This window comes from Xanthomonas sp. NCPPB 2866, from assembly GCF_041475745.2.
Classification (GTDB): domain Bacteria; phylum Pseudomonadota; class Gammaproteobacteria; order Xanthomonadales; family Xanthomonadaceae; genus Xanthomonas; species Xanthomonas arboricola.
In genome coordinates, this window is the sequence record NZ_CM192975.1 from 3519323 (window position 1) to 3537463 (window position 18141).

Sequence of the window (18141 nt, forward strand, 5' to 3'; positions counted from 1 at the left end):
TGCATCGTCGGCGCAATCCCGCACGCTTTCGCTTATGGTCGGTTCACCCGCCAACGTCTTGATTCGCAACCGCTGTGCGCTGCATGTGCCGCAACGCTGCAGGCCAATCGGCATGCTCAGTCGGCTTTTTACATGCTTTTTACAACTCGCCCAAACCGCCTGCCTATCCTCCAGTGGCGTTGTCGCTGCGTCCTGCCGCGGCCACGTCATTCCAACCAACTGCGAGGTAGCCGATGAAGACCTGGAAGAAGCCTGTCGTTCGTGAAGTCAATTGTGGCGCCGAGATCAACTGCTACGTCTCCGGCGAATTCTGAGCTCACCTGCCGCCCCTCCTCCCGATGCATGACCGGCACGCGCCGGCAGATAGGTAATAGTTCTCCATGCGCATCATCGTTCTGGGATCGGCGGCCGGCGGTGGGCACCCGCAGTGGAATTGCCACACACCCGCCAGCAAGCGGGCATGGCAACAAGCCGATGGTGCCCAACGTCGTACCCAGGCCAGCATCGCCGTCAGTGCCGATGGCCAGCGCTGGGTCCTGATCAACGCCTCCCCCGACTTCCGTCAACAAATCCTTGCAACGCCCGCACTCTGGCCGCAGCGCGATTTGCGGCATTCGCCGATCGAAGCGGTGCTGCTGACCAGCGGCGAGATCGACCATATCGCCGGATTGCTGTCGATGCGCGAGAGCCAGGTGTTCTCGCTGCATGCCAGCAGCCGCGTGCTGGATCTGCTGTCGCAAAACCCCATCTTCGATGCGGTCAATCCCGCCTACGTGCAGCGCCAGCCATTTGCGCTGGACACGCCGGTGTCGCTGCTGGGCCTGCAGCTCACGCCATTCTCGGTGCCCGGCAAGGTACCGCTGTTCATGGAATCGCGCAGTGGCGGCGACCTGGCCGGCTCCAACGAAGAAACCCTCGGGCTGACCATCGACGATGGCCAGCACCGGGTGCATTACATTCCCGGCTGCGCGGCGATGACCGATGCCTTGCGCGCGCGCCTGCAAGGCGCCGAACTGGTGTTCTTCGACGGCACGCTGTGGCGCGACGACGAGATGGTGCAACTGGGCATCAGCCAGAAGACCGGCCAGCGCATGGGCCACATGAGCATCGACGGCCCCGACGGCACGATTGCCGCGTTCGCCCCGCTGGAGGTGGCGCGCAAGATCTTCATCCATCTCAACACCACCAATCCCGTGCTCGACACCCACTCGCCGGAGTACGCCAGTGCGCGTGCCAGCGGCTGGGAAATCGCGCACGACGGCCTGGAGATCACCCTGTGACCACCCTGCTCACCCCGGACCAGCTGGAAGCGGACCTGCGTGCCATCGGCGCCCGCCTGTACCACGACCAGCATCCCTTCCATGCGCTCCTGCACGAGGGCAAGCTCGATCGCGGCCAGGTCCAGGCCTGGGCGCTGAACCGCTTCGAATACCAGCGCTGCATTCCATTGAAGGACGCCGCGATCCTGGCGCGCATGGAAGACCCGGCGTTGCGGCGGATCTGGCGGCAACGCATTCTCGATCACGACGGCAACAGCCCCAGCGATGGCGGCATCGCGCGTTGGCTGCACCTGACCGACGCGCTCGGCCTGGAGCGCACGCTGGTGGAATCCGGCCGTGCGCTGCTGCCCGGCACCCGTTTCGCGGTGCAGGCCTACCTGCAGTTCGTGCGCGAAAAAAGCCTGCTCGAGGCGATCGCCTCCTCGCTGACCGAGCTATTCGCCCCCAACATCATCGGCCGGCGGGTGGCCGGCATGCTCAAGCATTACGACTTCGTCTCGCCCGAAGCGCTGGCCTATTTCGAGCATCGCCTGACCGAGGCGCCACGCGATTCGGATTTTGCGCTGGATTACGTCAAGCAGCACGCCGATACCGTCGAAAAACAGGCCCTGGTCAAGGCCGCGCTGCACTTCAAGTGCTCGGTGCTGTGGGCGCAGCTGGATGCATTGCACCTGGCCTACGTCGCCCCGGGCATCGTGTGGCCAGATGCGTTCGTGCCCGACCGCGACGCCAGCCGGGCCGCGGCGTGAGCAGCATCACCCGCGACAGCCAGCCGGCCCTGCGCGCAGGCGTGCGCCTGCAGCACGACCGCGCGCGTGACCAATGGGTGCTGCTGGCGCCGGAACGCGTGGTCGAGCTGGACGAGATCGCACTGGTGGTGGCGCAGCGCTACGACGGCACGCGCTCGCTGGCGCAGATCGCGCAGGAACTGGCAGGCGAATTCGATGCTGACGCGGCCGATATCGAGATTGATGTGATCGAACTCACCGCCACGCTGTATCAGAAGCGTCTGCTGCGGCTATGACCATCGCCCCGCCGCCACTGTCGGTACTGCTGGAGCTGACCCATCGCTGCCCGTTGGCCTGCCCGTATTGCTCCAACCCGATCGCGTTGGCGGCGCTGCGCGAGGAAATGGACACCGCCGGCTGGCGCTCGCTGCTGCAGCAGGCTGCCGACATGGGCGTGCTGCAGGCGCATTTTTCCGGCGGCGAGCCGATGCTGCGCAAGGACCTGCCCGAGCTGGTGGCGCATGCACGTGCGCTCGGGCTGTACAGCAACCTGATCACCTCCGGCGTGGCCGGCGGCGAGCCGATGCTGGACCAGTTGCAGGCCGCCGGACTGGAGCATGTGCAGCTGAGCGTGCAGGACGTCGACCCGGCCGGTGCCGACCGTATCGCCGGCTATCGCAACAGCCTGGCGAAGAAGCGCGAGTTCGCCGCCGCCGTGCGCGCGCGCGGCCTGCCGCTGACGCTCAATGCGGTGCTGCATCGCCATAACGCCGAGCGCGTGCCCGGCATGATCGCGCTGGCGCTGGAATGGCAGGCCGAACGCATCGAAGTGGCGCACACCCAGTACTACGGCTGGGGCCTGCGCAATCGCGCCGCGCTGATGCCCAGCCGCGAGCAGTTGATGGCCACGATTGACGCGGTGGAAACCGCCCGCCGCGAGCTCGGCGACCGCCTGGCGATCGACTTCGTCACCCCCGATTACTACGCCCGCCAGCCCAAGCCGTGCATGGGTGGCTGGGGCCAGCGCTTCGTCAATATCTCCCCGCGTGGCGATGTGCTGCCCTGCCATGCGGCCGAGACCATCGACGGCATGCGCTTTGACAACCTGCGCGAGCGGTCGCTGGCCGACATCTGGAACAACGGCGAGGCCTTCGTGCGCTTCCGCGGCACCGCCTGGATGCCGGAGGTCTGCCAAGGCTGCCCCAAACGCGAGATCGACTGGGGCGGCTGCCGCTGCCAGGCGCTGGCGCTCAGTGGCGATGCCGCTACGCTGGACCCGGTCTGCGAACGCTCGCCGCGGCATGCCGAGGTACGCGCCACCGCCGAACGCGAGGCCGCCGCCCCGCCGCCGGAGTTCGTCTACCGCCGCCCCGGACGCGCGGCATCGGCAAGCACAGAGGCACGAGCCGCCGACGCGCCATAGCCGGCTGCGTCATGCGCGGGCTAGCGTCTACACTAGCCGCCTTTCCTGATCGGATGGCATCCATGTCACTCGCACGCCGCATTCCCTTGCTGGTCTGCCTGACCCTCGCCCTGAACGCCGCTCCGGCCCTCGCGCAGCGCGCGGTGCAGGGCGACCTGCAGTCGCAGATGAGCGCCGAGCAGTTCAAGGCCGCCGGCCTGGACAAGCTCGACGCCGGCGAACTGGCCGCGCTCAACGACTGGCTGCAGGGCAAAGTCGCCAAGGAAGCTGCGGTCGTGGTCGAACAGGCCAAGGAAGCCGGCCGCCAGGAAGTGATCGTCAAGAACCGCGGCTTCTTCGATTTCGGCAGCAACGAGCCGATCGAGAGCAACATCGTCGGTGAGTTCAAAGGCTTTTCGAAGGGGCGCGTGTACACCCTGGCCAATGGCCAGGACTGGGAGCAGACCGACGCTGCGACGTTGTCGGGCGTGCGCAAGGCGTCACCCAAGGTCAAGATCAAGCCGGGTCTGGTCGGCGTGTGGTATCTGCAGATCGAGGGCTACAACACGCAGGCCAAGGTGCGCCGGGTCAAGTAAGCGCGTCCAGGCATTGCCGGCCCGCCACCGCAGCCTGAGCAGGCCACCCGGAGAACACGCATGCGTTGGATGCCATGTTGCAGCCTGGCATTGCTGGCGTCGCTGGCCTGGTTCGCAGGCGTTGCGCCTGCCGATGTGGCCACTGCGCCCACCCTGTCAGCGCAGCAGTGCGCCGATGCGCCCGAGGTCGGCATCGACCAGGCGCTGGTGTGCTATCACGATGCCATCGAGCGCCAACCGCTGGTCTACCGGCGCGTGGCCACCCGCACGGTGGACGGTGTCGAAAGGCGCGATTACCTGCTGACCTCGCAGCAGTGGTCGCCGGAGGACCTGGTGCAGCCGGCCAGCTGGCAGCACGATGTGGCGATCTACGTCCCGGCAGATGCGTTGCCGACGCGTGCGCTGCTGATCTCCACCAATGGCACCCGCCAACCGGCCGATGGCGGCGCGCCACAACCGCCCAGCGAATTGCCACCCGAGGCCCTGGCCGCATTGGCGCAACGCAGCCGCACCGTGGTGATCGCGCTCGGCGATCTGCCCAGCCAGGCACTGACCTACCGCAACGATGGCACGCCGCGCCGCGAGGACGACAGCGTCGCCTACAGCTGGTCGCTGTTCCTGGCATCGCCGCAACGACGCAAGACCATGCCGCTGCATGTGCCGATGGCCGCCGCAATCGCGCGCACCATGAGCCTGGCCGAACGCGAATTGGCGCCGTTGCAGATTCATCGCTTCATTCTCGCCGGTGCCTCCAAGCGTGGTTGGGCCAGCTGGCACGCCACCATCGCCGATGCGCGCGTGGAGGCCGCGGTGCCGTTCGTGATCGACATCCTCAATATGCCGGCCGTGCTCGAGCACATGTCCCGGGCCTATGGCGGCAACTGGCCGATCGCATTCGGCGCCTACGCCAGGCAGGCAATCACCGCGCAGCTGCACACGCCGGCATTTGCGCAATTGGTGCAACTGCAGGACCCGCTGAGTTATCTGCACACGCCGCAGCGCAAACGCCTGGCCGTGCCCAAGTACATCGTCAATGCCAGCGGCGACGATTTCTTCCTGCCGGACAACACGCAGTTCTTCTACGACGCGCTGCCCGGCAGCAAGGCGCTGCGCATGGTGCCCAACAGCGCGCATAACGGCATCCGCGCTTCCATCGTCGACAGCCTGGTGCCCTTCGTGACCCGGCTGCAGCAGCAGCGTGCATTGCCAAAGGTGCGCGATTCCCTGCACACAGGCGAACACCCGCAGATCCGCTTCCAGTCGTCCGAGCGCCCTGCGCAGTTGCGTCTGTGGCAGGCGCGCAATCCGGCGGCGCGCGATTTCCGCTATGCCTGCGGCATTCGTTACAGCGCCACGCCGATCACACCTGCACGCGGCAACACGGCATCGGTACCGGTGCAGATTCCCGATGCCGGCTGGAGCGCGTACTTCGTCGAAGCCACCTACGCGGACGGCTTCGTCGCCACCAGCCAGACCTACGTGCTCGGCAAGCAGCGTTACCCGACGCAGGCGCCACCCACCGACGGCGCGGCCTGCAGCACCTTGCCGGGCGCTGCCTCTGCGGCGGCTGCGCGCTGAGCTGGCGACTGCGCGAGCGCTGACGCAATCAGGCTGGCGGTAGCCACCGTCGAAGCAGTGTCGATGTCACGGAGCGATGCCAGCGCCGCTCAGTGTCCAGACGGCGACAACAGACGCGACCGTTGCGACAGCGCGGTGGCGCGTGCGCACGCTTCCGCACTGCGCAATCACACTAATGCAGACAGCCCTGAAACGGGCGATTTTGCACTTGAGTCCGCCAGCAAGATCGATCCAACCCGACTGAACCATTGACATCGTTGTCACCAACTTCTACACAGGCCGCTACTCGCCGATCGCATTGGCCGCTCGGACGACTCCAAAGGACTGCACGTGGCTGCGACTTCGCGTTCTGCTCTCGCTTCTGGCTTGCCCACCGCACCGGTGGCCACCGGCTTTATCGCAGCCGACGTGGGTGGCACGCATGTGCGGGTCGGCCACATCGCGCGGGCGGGTACTGCTGCGACCGAGCTGTCGCATTACCGCACCTACCGCTGCGCTGAACACGCCAGTCTGGACGCCATCCTTGCCGACTTCCTGCAGCCACGGCGCGACGTCGAGGCGGTGGTGATCGCCAGTGCCGGGGTGGCGCTGGACGATGGCAGCTTCATCAGCAACAACCTGCCGTGGACGATTTCGCCTGGCCGCATTCGCGCCGCGCTTGCCGTGCCCAGCGTGCACCTGGTCAACGATTTCGAAGCGGTGGCTTACGCCGCACCGCTGATGGAACAACGTGCCGCGCTGCAACTGAGTGGGCCGACGCCGCGGCATGCGCGCGCCAGCGGCCCCATCCTGGTGGTCGGCCCAGGCACCGGGCTGGGTGCGGCGGTCTGGATCGATGCCAGGCCGCGGGCGATCGTGCTCGCCACCGAGGCCGGCCAGGTCGCCCTGGCCAGCAACGACGAGATGGAACTGCAGGTGCTGCGGGTCCTGCTGCGTGGCGAGCGCTATCTGCCGCTCGAACATGTGCTGTCCGGGCCAGGCCTGCTGCATCTCTACGATGCCCTGTGCGAACTGCAAGGTGCCACGCCCCGCCATCAGCTACCGGCCGCGATCACGCATGCCGCGCTGCACGAAGACGATGCATTGGCACGCGATTGCCTGCAGGTCTTTTGCGCCATCCTGGGCAGCGCGGTCGGCGACATGGCGCTGGCCTATGGCGCCGCCGGCGGTATCTATCTGGCCGGCGGCTTTTTGCCGACGATCGGGCCGTTCCTGCAGAACAGCCGTTTTCGCGAGCGTTTTCTGGCCAAGGGACGCATGCGCGCGGTGCTCGAGCGCATTCCGGTCAAGTTGGTCGAGCACGGGCAACTGGGCGTGCTCGGCGCGGCCAACTGGTATCTGCAACACCACGCTGACCTGACGTAAGCGATCCACCACGCGCTCGGCCCCGGGCGCGCGTCTGCAAGACCCCGCATCCGGCGAGCAGCAGCCCGCCGTCCATCCCTGTGCGTGATGAGGAGAGACATCATGAAATACAGCACCACCCTGCTGTCCAGCGCGATCGCGTTGTCGCTGGCATTCGCTGCGCAAGCCCAGGACACGGTCGACCAGGCCACCGATCTGGATGCCGTGCAGGTCGTCGGCATCCGTGCCAGCCTGGAAAAATCGCTCGACACCAAACGCAACAACGCCGGCATTTCCGAAGCGATCACCGCCGAAGACATCGGCAAGTTTCCAAGCACCAACGTGGCCGAGGCGCTGTCGCAGATTCCCGGCGTCACCCTGGACCGGCGCTTTGGCCAGGGCGAGCGCGTCAGCATCGACGGCACCGACCCCAGCCTCAATCTGTCCTTCCTGGACGGCCACCCGGTGGCGCAGGCGATCTGGCTCTACGGCGAGCAACCCAGCCGCGGATTCGACTACACCTTGCTGGCGCCGCAGATCCTGGGCCGCGCGGAAATCCTTAAATCCTCCGAAGCGCGCCTGACCGAAGGCAGCCTGGGTGGCACCGTGTTGATGCACACCCGGCAACCGCTGGACCTGGACGTCAACGAGGTGGCCGCCTCCATCGGCTACAGCTACAGCGCGCAGGCCAGCGAGGGCAAGCCGAACGCGGCGCTGCTGTATAGCTGGAAGAACGCGGCCGACACCTTCGGCATCGCGGTGTCGGCGCAGCATTACGAAGAACGCGTCGATCGCCGCGGCATGGAAGTGTTCGGCTATGCGCCGGCCAGTACCTTCGCCAATGCCGCAGGCGGCGTGCCCGCCGATGCGGACGTGCCCAACTCCATCAACGCGGCCTGGTTCCAGCAGGATCGCGAGCGCGACAGCGCCGTGGTCAATCTGCAGCTCAAGCCCAGCCAGGCCCTGGAATTCAACCTCAGCGGCCTGTACATCAACGAGAACTTCGACAACTACAACCAGTCGATGTACAGCTTTTTGACCTGGAATGCCGGCACGGTGGCGGCAGTGGACCAACTCGGCGGCCTGCGCAACGGTGTGGTGACCAGCGGGCATTCCGGCGCCAATGCCGACCCGCTCGGCGGCACCGTGATCTACGACAACAACGTGCGCGAATCGGAAGTCACCACCAAGGGCCTGGACCTGCGCGGCGCATTCCGCGGCGATGGCTGGGGATTGAATGGGCAGGTGGGCCAAAGCAGATCCGAGAACAAGGACCTGTCGCAGTATTTCATCGAGCCGTTCTACAACGGCGGCTTCAGCTGGGACACGCGGCGCGGCATCCGTTTCGACGATCCGGCGCGTGCGCGCGATCCGGCCAACTGGGGCTCGGCTGGCGGCTGGTTCGGCAATAACGGCATCTTTTCCACCGAAAGCAAGGACACCTACGGCCAACTCGATCTGAATCTGCAGTTCGACAGCGTGTTCAACCAACTGCTGCTGGGCGTGCGCCATGGCAAGCATGAGGAGCGCTTCGAGCTCAACGTCTATGGCGGCGTGACGCCGGGCACGCTGGCCGACGTAGGCACCATCGGGCTGACCGATCTGCAGGATTTCTATCCGGACCACGGCCGGCATGTGCAGGCAGGCCGCAACAACGTGCTGAACTGGATCCGCAACAGCCCGGTCGACTACGGCGCGCCGGATCCGGCCAGCTACCTCAACAACACCTGGGCGCTGCAGCAGACCAATAACGCCGCCTATGCGCAATTGAACTTCTCCGGCGGCGGCCTGCGCGGCAATCTCGGGCTGCGTTATGTCGATTCGAAAACCGAGGGCAGCGGCTTCGTCTACAGCGGAACGCCCACACTGCAGAACGCCGACAGCCTGTGGCAGACACGTACGCGCAAGGAGGATTTCCTGCTGCCCTCGCTCACGCTCTCCTACGAGGCCGCCGACGATTGGGTGTTCCGCTTTGCCGCGGCCAAGGTGATCGCCTGGGCACCGTACAACCAGATGGTCAACAACACCTTCCTCAACGACACCACGCTGACCGGCAGCGGCGGCAATGCCGAGCTGTCGCCGTACGAATCCTGGAACTTCAACCTGTCGGCCGAGTATTACTTCGCGCAGCAGTCGGTGGTGGCGTGGTCGCTGTTCTACAAGAAGATCGACAACTACATCGACACCAGCGCCAGCGTGGAGCGTCAGTACAACGCGCTGCGCGATACCGCACCGCGGAGCTGGGCGCAGTTGCTCGGCAGCAACGGCTGCAGCGCCGATGGCTATTGCGATTACAGCATCCAGCGGCCACGCAATGCCGGCGATGGCAAGGTCAAGGGCTTCAACATCGCGTTCCAGCAGCCGTTCGGCGACAGCGGCTTTGGTTTGACCGCCAACTACACCTACGCCAATGGCGAAAACAACACCGGCGATGCCCTGCCCTACCAGTCGCGCAACAGCGTTGCAGTCAGCCCGTACTATGAAAAAGGCCCACTCAACGCACGGCTGACCTACAACTGGCGCGACAGCTATCTGGCCGGCGGTTACGTGGCCGGCGCCGCGCCGGCAAGCGTGGATGACTACGCCGAACTCGGCGCGAGCATCGGCTATGCGTTCAACCCGAACTGGTCGCTGCAGATCGACGCGCAGAACCTGCTGGACGAGCAATACCTGCAGTATCTCGGCGACACCGACCATCTGGCCGGCCGCTACAGGAGCGGGCGCCGCTACATGGCGAGCCTGCACATGAAGTTCTGACAGCGGCTGGCAACCGGACGGCGCGCACCGCCAGGCGGTGCGGCCAATGTCCGGAACCGGCATGTACCGGGCGTACACGCCGGTTCCGCGCATTGCCCACGCCCAGCTGACCACTGCGCGCTGGGTCGCGTTCACCGCTCAAGGCGCAGCGCTTGGCCTGAGTGACCAGTCGGTGGCAGGACCAGCGTCTCCGACACAACGCGATGGCGATGGCGGCAAGCCGTCGTCACCAGCGCCTCAGGCACCAGTCAGTTGCGCAACGCAGCCACCCGCTGCGACAGCTTCTTCGCCGACACGCCGGATTTGGCACCCAGCTCCTGCGCGAATACCGATACGCGCAACTCCTCCAGGTCCCAGCGCAGCGACTGCCATTCATCACGTTGCTGCAGACCGCGCGCAGCCGCCTGGTCCAATGCATCCACGAACGGCTTGAGTTCGAGCATGCGCGCCTGGTCGCGGGCAGGATCACGTTTGGCGCGCTCGGTCCGCAGGATCATTGCCTTGAGATAGCGCGGGTAATTGGCCAGCGCCTCGGCCGGTGTTTCGCGCAGGAAGCCGGCGTGCACCAGCGCACGCAGCTGCTGCTCCATATCGTCCAGGTTGCCGCGCGCCCAGCCCATCAACGGCGCTTCCAGCAGGGGCTTGAGCTCGGCCACCGCAGCGAGAATGCTTTCGGCCAGCTTCAGCCGTTCCATCGCCTCGCCGAACAGGCGCTTGATCGCCTCGTCGCGGCGCTGCGCAAAGGCGCCGGGGTCGCGGATCGCGCCCAGACCATCGGCCAGCACCGCGTTGAGCGCGGCATCGACCAGATCGCCGCGCAGGCGCTCCTGTGATTCGATCGCCGCGTACAGCAGGCCGGTCTTGGGCGACACCGGCAACTGCTTGCGCGCCTGCTTGATCTTGTCGGCCAGCGCGATTTCCAGCAGCCGGCGCACGCCGCGCGGATGCGCCTGCGCCGCCTCGTTGCGGTCGGCAAAGATGCGCAACGCCGCGTCGTCGCCCTGATCCACCAGCGCCGGATAGGCCGGCACGCCGGCTTCGCCGGCAACCTGTTCGGGAATCGGCGTGGATGGAAAATCGCGCAGGCCCTCGGCAGCCAGCGCGCGCCCTGCACGCGCGGCGAAGGCCTGGCCGGCACGCTCGCCAAAGCGGGCGCGCAATCCGTCCAGATCGCGCGACTCGGCCAGCACTTTGCCGTCGTCATCGCGCAGGCGCAGGTTCATCAGCAGATGCGTGTCCAGCGACTCTTCGTCGAAATCCAGCGCCGCCACCTGCGTACCGGTGGTCTTGGTCAGAAAGCGCGCCAGCTCGCCGCGGATGTCGTCGGCCGAGGCGATGCTGTAGGCCTCGTAGAACGCGCGCCCGAAATCCGGGGCCGGCACATAGTTGCGCCGCTGCGCCTTGGGCAGGCTGCGAATCAAGGCCGATGCCTTGTCGGCAACGAAGCCCGGCGCCAGCCACGACAGCCGCGCCGGATCCAGCGCGTTGAGCAGGTGCAGCGGCACGTCCAGCGTCACGCCGTCATCGATGGCGCCCGGCTCGAAGCGGTAATGCAGTGGCAACCGCGCATCGCCCAGCGGGAAATACTTCGGGAAACGATCGGCCTCGCTGCCTTCGCCCGGCAACAGATCGTTCAATGTCCAGTGCAGGCTGCGGCGCTTGTCCGGCGGCAGGGTTTTCCACCACGCATCCAGCCCGCTGGCCGAATGCAGTTCGGCCGGGATGCGGTCCAGATACCAGCGCGCCTGCCAGTCCTCGTCGGCCACGATGCCTGCGCGGCGCAGCTTGGCTTCTTCTTCGCGCGCCTGCTCCAGCACCTTGAGGTTGTCGGCGATGAACGCCGCACGCGTGTTGATCTCGCCCGTGACCAGGCCCTGGCGTACGAACAGGTCATGCGCGCCGGCCGGGTCGATCTTGCCGAAATGGACCGGCTTCTTCGGTGCCAGCACCAGGCCGAACAGGCTGATCTGTTCGGACGCCACCACCTGCCCCTGCGCACGCGACCAATGCGGGTCGAAGTGCTTGCGTGCCAGCAGATGTCCCAGCTCGGCGATCGCCCAGTCCGGCTCGATCGCGGCATTGGTCATGCCCCAGACTTTTTGCGTATCCAGCAGCGTGGCCGCCAGAATCCACGGCGGCGGCTTGCGTGCCAGTGCCGAGCCGGGGAACGGCACGAACCGGCGTTGCCGCGCGGCGAGAAAGTCGCCTTTTTCGGTGCGATGACCGATCTGCGTGGGCAGGCCGGCCAGCAGCGCGCGATGCAAGGCCTGATACGCCGCTGCACGTTCGCGCTCGCTGGTGCGTGCCGCCGCTTCGGCCGCTTCGGCCTGCCTGGCGGCAGCGGCAGAGGTGTGTTGTGCAGGTGGCGCGTTCGGATCCGGTTTGCCTTCGCGCGCCAGCCGCGCAGCGCGATGCAACTGCCCGCGCGTGGGCCGGTTGGCGTTGTGCCCATCCTCGCGCGCAGGCGCGCTGGCACCGGCCAGCAATGGTGCCAGCATCGCGGTGGCCGGCTCTTCGCTCCAACCCAGCTCTTCGCACAACAGGCGCAGCTGCCGATGCAGCTCGCGCCATTCGCGCATGCGCAGGAAGCCGAGAAAATGCCGGTTGCACCAGTCGCGCAGCTTGGATTGGGTGAGATCTTCGTGCACCTGTCGGTAGGCCTCCCACAAGCGCAGGATGCCGACGAATTCCGAGCGTGCATCGGCAAACAACGCATGCGCGTTGTCGGCCGCTTCGCGTGCCTCGGGCGGGCGCTCGCGCGGATCCTGGATGCCCAGGAAGGCGGCGATGATGATCATCTCGCGCAGGCAACCATGCTGTTGCGCAGCCACCAGCATGCGCGCCAGCTTGACGTCCACCGGCAGGCGCGCCATCTGGCGGCCGGTCGCGGTCAGGCGGCGGTTGCCGTCGATCGCACCCAGCTCCAGCAACTGCTGCCAGCCATCGGCGACCGCACGCTCGTCCGGCGCTTCCAGGAACGGGAAATCCTCGATCCGCCCCAGCCCCAGTTGCAGCATGCGCAGGATCACGCCCGACAGCGACGATCGACGGATTTCCGGATCGGTGAATGCCGGCCGCGCGGCAAAGTCCGCTTCGGCATACAGGCGGTAACAGATGCCCTCGGCAATGCGCCCGCAGCGGCCCATGCGCTGGTTGGCGCTGGCCTGGGAGATCGGCTCGATATGCAGGCGGTCCAGCTTCTGGCGCGGGCTGTAGCGCTTGATCCGCGCAAAACCCGGGTCCACCACGTAACGGATGCGCGGCACCGTCAGCGAGGTTTCGGCCACATTGGTGGCCAGCACCAGGCGCCGACGCGGCCCCGGGTTGAACACGCGGTCCTGGTCGGCCGCCGACAGCCGCGCGTACAGCGGCACCACTTCGGTTTCGCGGTACTTGCGCCGTTCCAGCGACTGGTGCGCGTCGCGGATCTCGCGCTCGCCGGGCAGGAACATCAGCACATCGCCACGCGGATCGATGCGGGTGATCTCGTCGATCGCCGCCACGATCGCATCGTTGACGGTGCGTTCGCCATCGCGGCCATTGCCACGCTCGCCGTCGCCAGTGTCGTCGGCCCCGCCGGCCTCGCCTTCGAGTGGCCGGTAACGCACTTCGACCGGGAAGGTGCGGCCTTCCACATTGATCACCGGCGCATTGTCGAAATGCTGGGCGAAGCGCTCGGTATCGATGGTGGCCGAGGTGACGATCAACTTGAGATCGGAGCGTTTTTGCAGCAACTGCTTGAGATAGCCGAGCAAAAAATCGATGTTGAGGCTGCGCTCGTGCGCTTCGTCCACGATGATGGTGTCGTAGGCCGACAACCAGCGGTCGCTGGCGATCTCGGCCAGCAGGATGCCGTCGGTCATGAACTTGATCCGCGACTGCTCGCCGACCCGGTCGGTGAAGCGCACCTGGAAGCCCACCGTGGTGCCCAACGGCGTCTTCAGCTCCTCGGCCACGCGCGCCGCCACCGCGCGCGCGGCGATCCGGCGTGGCTGGGTGCAGCCGATCATGCCGGCCGCACCACGCCCGGCCGCCAGGCACAGCTTGGGCAGCTGGGTGGTCTTGCCCGAGCCGGTTTCGCCGGCGATGACAACCACTTGATGGTCACGGATCAGCGCGATGATGCGCTCGGCCTCGCGCGCGATCGGCAGTTGCTGATCCAGCGTGATGGCCGGCTGCTGCTCGGCGCGCGCCTGGCGTTGCGCCTGCGATGCCGCCAGCGCCTGCTCGAACGCCGCGCGCACCTGTGGGTTGCCGGGCTTGCCTTGCCAGCGCGACCATAGACCGAGCAGCCGGCCACGGTCGCGGCTCATCGCGCCATCGACGGCGCGGCGGCGTTCACGCAAGGTGTTGGCAAGGTCGGTGTCGATAGCGCTCATTGATGGAAAAATGTGAAAGATTGAATGACAACAGATCCTTTAGCCTGTCTATTGTGACCCGATATCAGGTTCCTCAGGAGGACCATTCCCATGTCCAAGAAAAAGAACGCCAACAAGCCCGTCGTCATCAATGAAGCAGCGGGTGCACTGCCGGTCGCCGCAGCATCGGCGCCACACATCGATATCGGGATCAAGGACGGCGATCGCAAGCAGATCTCCGACGGTCTGGCCCGCTACATGGCTGACGCCTTCACCTTGTATCTGAAGACCCACAACTTCCACTGGAATGTCACCGGGTCGATGTTCAACTCGCTGCACACCATGTTCGAGACCCAGTACACCGAGCAGTGGGCCGCGCTGGACGAAGTGGCCGAGCGCATCCGCGCGCTGGGCTACAACGCACCGGGCTCCTACAGCGAGTTCGTCGCCCTGACCTCGATCCCGGAAGAACAGGGGCTGAGCGACAGCGCCGACTGGCGTGAAATGGTGCGCCAGCTCGTCAGCGGCAACGAGGCGGTCTGCCGCACCGCACGCAAGGTGCTGGGTACCGCCGACGACGCCGGCGACGATCCGACCGTGGACCTGCTGACCCAGCGCCTGCAGACCCACGAGAAGTACGCCTGGATGCTGCGTTCGCTGCTGCAGTAATCCCCTGGGCTTCACCCCTGCGGGTTTGCCCAAGGCTTCGCTGCGCCGAAACCTTGGGCTCCTGCTCCATAAGTTAGACACAGAGCCCCTCTCCCCTCGGGACGAGGAGGCACTGTTGGCGCGCCATGGGCGCGCGTGCCTTGGAGCGCCCGCGCCGCAAGCGCGGGCCGGGGCGCGGAGCGGGGCTTGGGGTGAGCGTACGGAGCGAAGCTCCAGTCGCCTTAGGCAACGCTCGGCCACCGGCCATTTTTTTCGCCGCACGCCCCCTATCCAGCAACGTCCGCATCAGCACTCGTGGGCACACCCGCCACATCGCGGCAATCTCCGACGCACCATTGCGCCACAGCGTCAGCCTGACACCGACCAGGGCTTGACCCGCGCGGTATCCTAAGCGGATGTCTTCCCCCGCCCACGAACTGCTCAGCCGCGTCTTCGGTTACGACGACTTCCGCGGCCCACAGCAAGCCATTGTCGAACACGTCGCTGCGGGTAACGATGCCCTGGTGCTGATGCCCACCGGTGGCGGCAAGTCGCTGTGCTATCAAGTGCCGGCGCTGTTGCGCGACGGCATCGGCATCGTGGTCTCGCCGCTGATCGCGCTGATGCAGGACCAGGTCGAGGCCTTGCGCCAGCTCGGCGTGCGCGCCGAATTCCTCAATTCCACGCTGGACGCGGAGAACGCCCAGCGGGTCGAACGTGCCCTGCTGTCGGGCGACCTGGACCTGCTCTACGTCGCCCCGGAGCGCCTGCTGAACCCGCGCTTCCTGTCCTTGCTGGAACGCAGCCGCATTGCGCTGTTTGCCATCGACGAGGCGCATTGCGTCTCGCAATGGGGTCACGATTTCCGCCCCGAATACCGCCAGCTCACGGTGCTGCACGAACGCTGGCCGCATATCCCGCGCATGGCGCTGACCGCCACCGCCGATCCGCCGACCCAGCGCGAGATCGCCGAACGCCTGGACCTGGTCGACGCGCGCCACTTCGTCAGCTCCTTCGACCGCCCCAACATCCGTTACACCGTGGTGCAGAAGGACAACGCGCGCAAGCAGCTGCAGGAGTTCCTGGGCCGCCACCGCGGCTCTGCCGGCATCGTCTATGCGATGTCGCGGCGCAAGGTCGAGGAGACCGCGCAATATCTGTGCTCGCAGGGCTTCAACGCCCTGCCCTACCACGCCGGCCTGCCGGCCGAGGTGCGCGCGGAAAACCAGCGCCGCTTCCTGCGCGAGGACGGCATCATCATGGCCGCCACGATCGCCTTCGGCATGGGTATCGACAAGCCGGACGTGCGCTTCGTGGCGCATGTGGACCTGCCCAAATCGCTGGAAGGCTACTACCAGGAAACCGGCCGCGCCGGCCGCGATGGCGACCCCGCCGAGGCCTGGCTCTGCTATGGCCTGGGCGATGTGGTGCTGCTCAAGCAGATGATCGAACAGGGCGAAGCGGCCGAGGAGCGCAAGCGGCTGGAGCGCGCCAAGCTCGATCACCTGCTCGGCTACTGCGAATCGATGCAATGCCGCCGCCAGGTGCTGCTGGCCGGCTTCGGCGAGACCTATCCCAAGCCCTGCGGCAACTGCGACAACTGCCTGACGCCTGCTGCCGCCTGGGACGCCACGGTAGCCTCGCAGAAGGCGCTCAGTTGCGTGTACCGCAGCGGGCAGCGCTTCGGTGTGGGCCACCTGATCGACATCCTGCGCGGCAGCGAGAACGAGCGCATCAAGCAGCTCGGCCACGACCAGCTGAGTACCTACGGCATCGGCCGCGACCTGGACGAGCGCACCTGGCGCGGGGTGTTCCGCCAGCTGGTGGCAGCCAGCCTGCTGGAGGTCGACAGCGAGGGCCACGGCGGGCTGCGCCTGACCGATGCCAGCCGCCAGGTGCTCAAGGGCGAGCGCCAGGTGATGATGCGGCGCGAGAACCCGGCTGCCGGGCGCGAGCGCAGCGCGCAGCGGACCGGCCTGCCGGTGCAGCCGCAGGATCTGGTGCTGTTCAATGCCTTGCGCGGCCTGCGCGCGGAGCTGGCCAAGGAGCAGAACGTGCCGGCCTTCGTGATTTTCCACGACAGCACGCTGCGCAATATCGCCGAACAGCGGCCGACCAGCATCGATGCACTGTCGCGCGTCGGTGGTATCGGTGGCGGCAAACTGGCCCGCTATGGCGCGCAACTGATCGAGATCGTGCGCGAGCAGGGCTGATGCAGCGGCATGTGTCATCGCGGTGGCGGCGCTGGCACAAAAATCCGCAGAATCGACAGCGCGCATTCAATCAGCCATTGCTAGTTTCACAAGGCGATCTGGCACGCGCTGTCAGTCCCTCTTGAGTAGAGTCCACCCATGAAACGCAGCCTGCTTGTCCTGGCCACGCTATTTGCCGCCGGCAGCGCGCTTGCCCAGGCCGGCGAGAGCAGTGCCGAGCCGGGGTCGGCGCGGTCGCTGGACCTGAGCGTTCCGCAAGCCCCGGTGCAGTACCGCTCCGACCCGGAATACAGCACCGACCCGCCGGGCACCTTCTACGGCGACAAGAGTGGCCCCAAGCCTGCGCTGAGCCGCCCCAGCGCGGCCTCGCTCGCTGCCGAACGTGCCGAACAATGCCAGGGCAAGCTGCATGGCGCGGTCGAAACCGGCATGGGCTATTCCAACCGCGGCGGCAACAGCAACTGGCAGGCCGTCAACCTGAATTCCTGCAAGACCTATTATGACGACGACGGCAAGGCGCACCAGATCGGCGTCAGCATCAGCGTCGGACGCGGCGAAGGCGCACTGTTCGGGCCGCGCTACGGCCCCGGCGGCTATGGCCCCGGCCCGTTTGGCTGGTAACCGTACGGCTCCGTCTGCGTTGACAGAGGGTTCACTGCCGCATCGCTGAGAATGTGGCCTGCCTTACGAGACGTGCTCATGTCACAGAACAAGGAACGGCCAGTTGTATTTGTCGTCGAAGATGGCGATGGCACCCGACAACTCAGCTGCCTTGTGCTGGAAAGCTATGGTTTTACCTGCCGTAGCGCAGGCTCGGTCGAAGAAGCGCTGGCCCTGATCGAAAGCGACCCACGCGTGGATGTGCTGTTTTCCGACATCCATTTCCCGGGCGGCCTGACCGGCGTGGACCTGGCGCTCAAGACGGCGCACGCGCCCTACAACCTGCCGGTGCTGCTGACCTCCGGCCTGGCGGTCGAGTATGTGGAAGAGATCCTGCCGGACGGCGTGGCCTTCCTCGAGAAACCCTATACCCCTGAGCAGTTGTTGAGCGCGATCCGCAGCGTGATGGCCAAGCACCGGGTGCTCTCCACCCCGGTTGCATGACGCAGACGGTCGCGACTGGACGGCGACCCATAATCCCGGTATGAAGTGGCGGCCAGCGCGATGCGTCGGCAACGGGGATTGATCACGACACGGTTGTGCCAGGGACGCGGTGCCATGCCCACCTGGCCCGACC

14 protein-coding genes are annotated in these 18141 nt (G+C 66.4%); 13 read left to right on the forward strand and 1 reads right to left on the reverse strand.

From position 1 onward, the window contains the following. Nucleotides 1–233 precede the first annotated feature (233 nt). The 9 genes from pqqA (at nt 234) to ACCQ04_RS15070 (ending at nt 9685) form a co-directional block, all read left to right on the forward strand. On the forward strand, nt 234–314 hold the full coding sequence (gene pqqA, locus ACCQ04_RS15030; RefSeq protein ID WP_002812057.1) for a pyrroloquinoline quinone precursor peptide PqqA: 81 nt from the start codon (nt 234–236) through the stop codon (nt 312–314). 66 nt (nt 315–380) lie between these two features. Further along, a complete protein-coding gene (gene pqqB, locus ACCQ04_RS15035) occupies nt 381–1280 on the forward strand; it encodes a pyrroloquinoline quinone biosynthesis protein PqqB (RefSeq protein WP_226427305.1) in 900 nt (299 codons plus the stop codon). Then, entirely contained in the window at nt 1277–2029 is a 753-nt protein-coding gene (gene pqqC / locus ACCQ04_RS15040) for a pyrroloquinoline-quinone synthase PqqC (RefSeq protein ID WP_115042431.1), read from the forward strand. Before pqqB ends, pqqC begins: the two co-directional genes overlap by 4 nt. Next, entirely contained in the window at nt 2026–2304 is a 279-nt protein-coding gene (pqqD, locus tag ACCQ04_RS15045; protein ID WP_104576437.1) for a pyrroloquinoline quinone biosynthesis peptide chaperone PqqD, read from the forward strand. The genes pqqC and pqqD overlap by 4 nt, the downstream gene beginning before the upstream one ends. Then, complete coding sequence (pqqE, locus tag ACCQ04_RS15050; RefSeq protein WP_054591014.1) at nt 2301–3431, forward strand: pyrroloquinoline quinone biosynthesis protein PqqE; 1131 nt, start codon at nt 2301–2303, stop codon at nt 3429–3431. Before pqqD ends, pqqE begins: the two co-directional genes overlap by 4 nt. A 62-nt stretch (nt 3432–3493) precedes the next feature. Beyond that, complete coding sequence (locus ACCQ04_RS15055; RefSeq protein ID WP_054591015.1) at nt 3494–4006, forward strand: hypothetical protein; 513 nt, start codon at nt 3494–3496, stop codon at nt 4004–4006. 60 nt (nt 4007–4066) lie between these two features. Then, nucleotides 4067–5584 (forward strand): PhoPQ-activated pathogenicity-related family protein, encoded by a 1518-nt coding sequence (locus ACCQ04_RS15060; protein WP_372358554.1) that lies wholly within the window; start codon nt 4067–4069, stop codon nt 5582–5584. Nucleotides 5585–5914: 330 nt separating this feature from the next. Further along, complete coding sequence (locus tag ACCQ04_RS15065; RefSeq protein WP_104609106.1) at nt 5915–6949, forward strand: glucokinase family protein; 1035 nt, start codon at nt 5915–5917, stop codon at nt 6947–6949. 102 nt (nt 6950–7051) lie between these two features. Further along, nucleotides 7052–9685 carry a TonB-dependent receptor gene (locus ACCQ04_RS15070; RefSeq protein WP_226427307.1) on the forward strand — a complete coding sequence of 878 codons (2634 nt, stop codon included), beginning with the start codon at nt 7052–7054 and terminating at the stop codon, nt 9683–9685. Between the two features lie 248 nt (nt 9686–9933). On the opposite strand, the gene hrpA is transcribed toward ACCQ04_RS15070, so the two are convergent. After that, complete coding sequence (hrpA, locus tag ACCQ04_RS15075; protein WP_054591018.1) at nt 9934–14064, reverse strand: ATP-dependent RNA helicase HrpA; 4131 nt, start codon at nt 14062–14064, stop codon at nt 9934–9936. 90 nt (nt 14065–14154) lie between these two features. On the opposite strand from hrpA, the gene ACCQ04_RS15080 reads away from it, so the two are divergent. The 4 genes from ACCQ04_RS15080 to ACCQ04_RS15095 all read left to right on the forward strand — a co-directional run bounded on the left by ACCQ04_RS15080 (nt 14155) and on the right by ACCQ04_RS15095 (nt 18008). After that, complete coding sequence (locus tag ACCQ04_RS15080) at nt 14155–14712, forward strand: Dps family protein (RefSeq protein WP_024939933.1); 558 nt, start codon at nt 14155–14157, stop codon at nt 14710–14712. Nucleotides 14713–15107: 395 nt separating this feature from the next. Next, nucleotides 15108–16904 (forward strand): DNA helicase RecQ, encoded by a 1797-nt coding sequence (recQ, locus tag ACCQ04_RS15085; protein ID WP_039519542.1) that lies wholly within the window; start codon nt 15108–15110, stop codon nt 16902–16904. Nucleotides 16905–17042: 138 nt separating this feature from the next. Next, complete coding sequence (locus ACCQ04_RS15090; RefSeq protein ID WP_046343838.1) at nt 17043–17525, forward strand: hypothetical protein; 483 nt, start codon at nt 17043–17045, stop codon at nt 17523–17525. Nucleotides 17526–17603: 78 nt separating this feature from the next. After that, nucleotides 17604–18008, forward strand: a complete 405-nt coding sequence (locus ACCQ04_RS15095; RefSeq protein ID WP_024939936.1) for a response regulator — start codon at nt 17604–17606, stop codon at nt 18006–18008. Nucleotides 18009–18141: the final 133 nt, after the last annotated feature.

Bases quoted from the DNA above. Each gene is read 5' to 3' on its own strand.
- pqqA (WP_002812057.1), top strand. From the start codon at position 234: ATGAAGACCTGGAAGAAGCCTGTCGTTCGTGAAGTCAATTGTGGCGCC.
- pqqB (WP_226427305.1), top strand. From the start codon at position 381: ATGCGCATCATCGTTCTGGGATCGGCGGCCGGCGGTGGGCACCCGCAG.
- pqqE (WP_054591014.1), top strand. From the start codon at position 2,301: ATGACCATCGCCCCGCCGCCACTGTCGGTACTGCTGGAGCTGACCCAT.
- ACCQ04_RS15055 (WP_054591015.1), top strand. From the start codon at position 3,494: ATGTCACTCGCACGCCGCATTCCCTTGCTGGTCTGCCTGACCCTCGCC.
- ACCQ04_RS15060 (WP_372358554.1), top strand. From the start codon at position 4,067: ATGCGTTGGATGCCATGTTGCAGCCTGGCATTGCTGGCGTCGCTGGCC.
- ACCQ04_RS15070 (WP_226427307.1), top strand. From the start codon at position 7,052: ATGAAATACAGCACCACCCTGCTGTCCAGCGCGATCGCGTTGTCGCTG.
- hrpA (WP_054591018.1), bottom strand. From the start codon at position 14,064: ATGAGCGCTATCGACACCGACCTTGCCAACACCTTGCGTGAACGCCGC.
- ACCQ04_RS15080 (WP_024939933.1), top strand. From the start codon at position 14,155: ATGTCCAAGAAAAAGAACGCCAACAAGCCCGTCGTCATCAATGAAGCA.
- recQ (WP_039519542.1), top strand. From the start codon at position 15,108: ATGTCTTCCCCCGCCCACGAACTGCTCAGCCGCGTCTTCGGTTACGAC.
- ACCQ04_RS15090 (WP_046343838.1), top strand. From the start codon at position 17,043: ATGAAACGCAGCCTGCTTGTCCTGGCCACGCTATTTGCCGCCGGCAGC.
- ACCQ04_RS15095 (WP_024939936.1), top strand. From the start codon at position 17,604: ATGTCACAGAACAAGGAACGGCCAGTTGTATTTGTCGTCGAAGATGGC.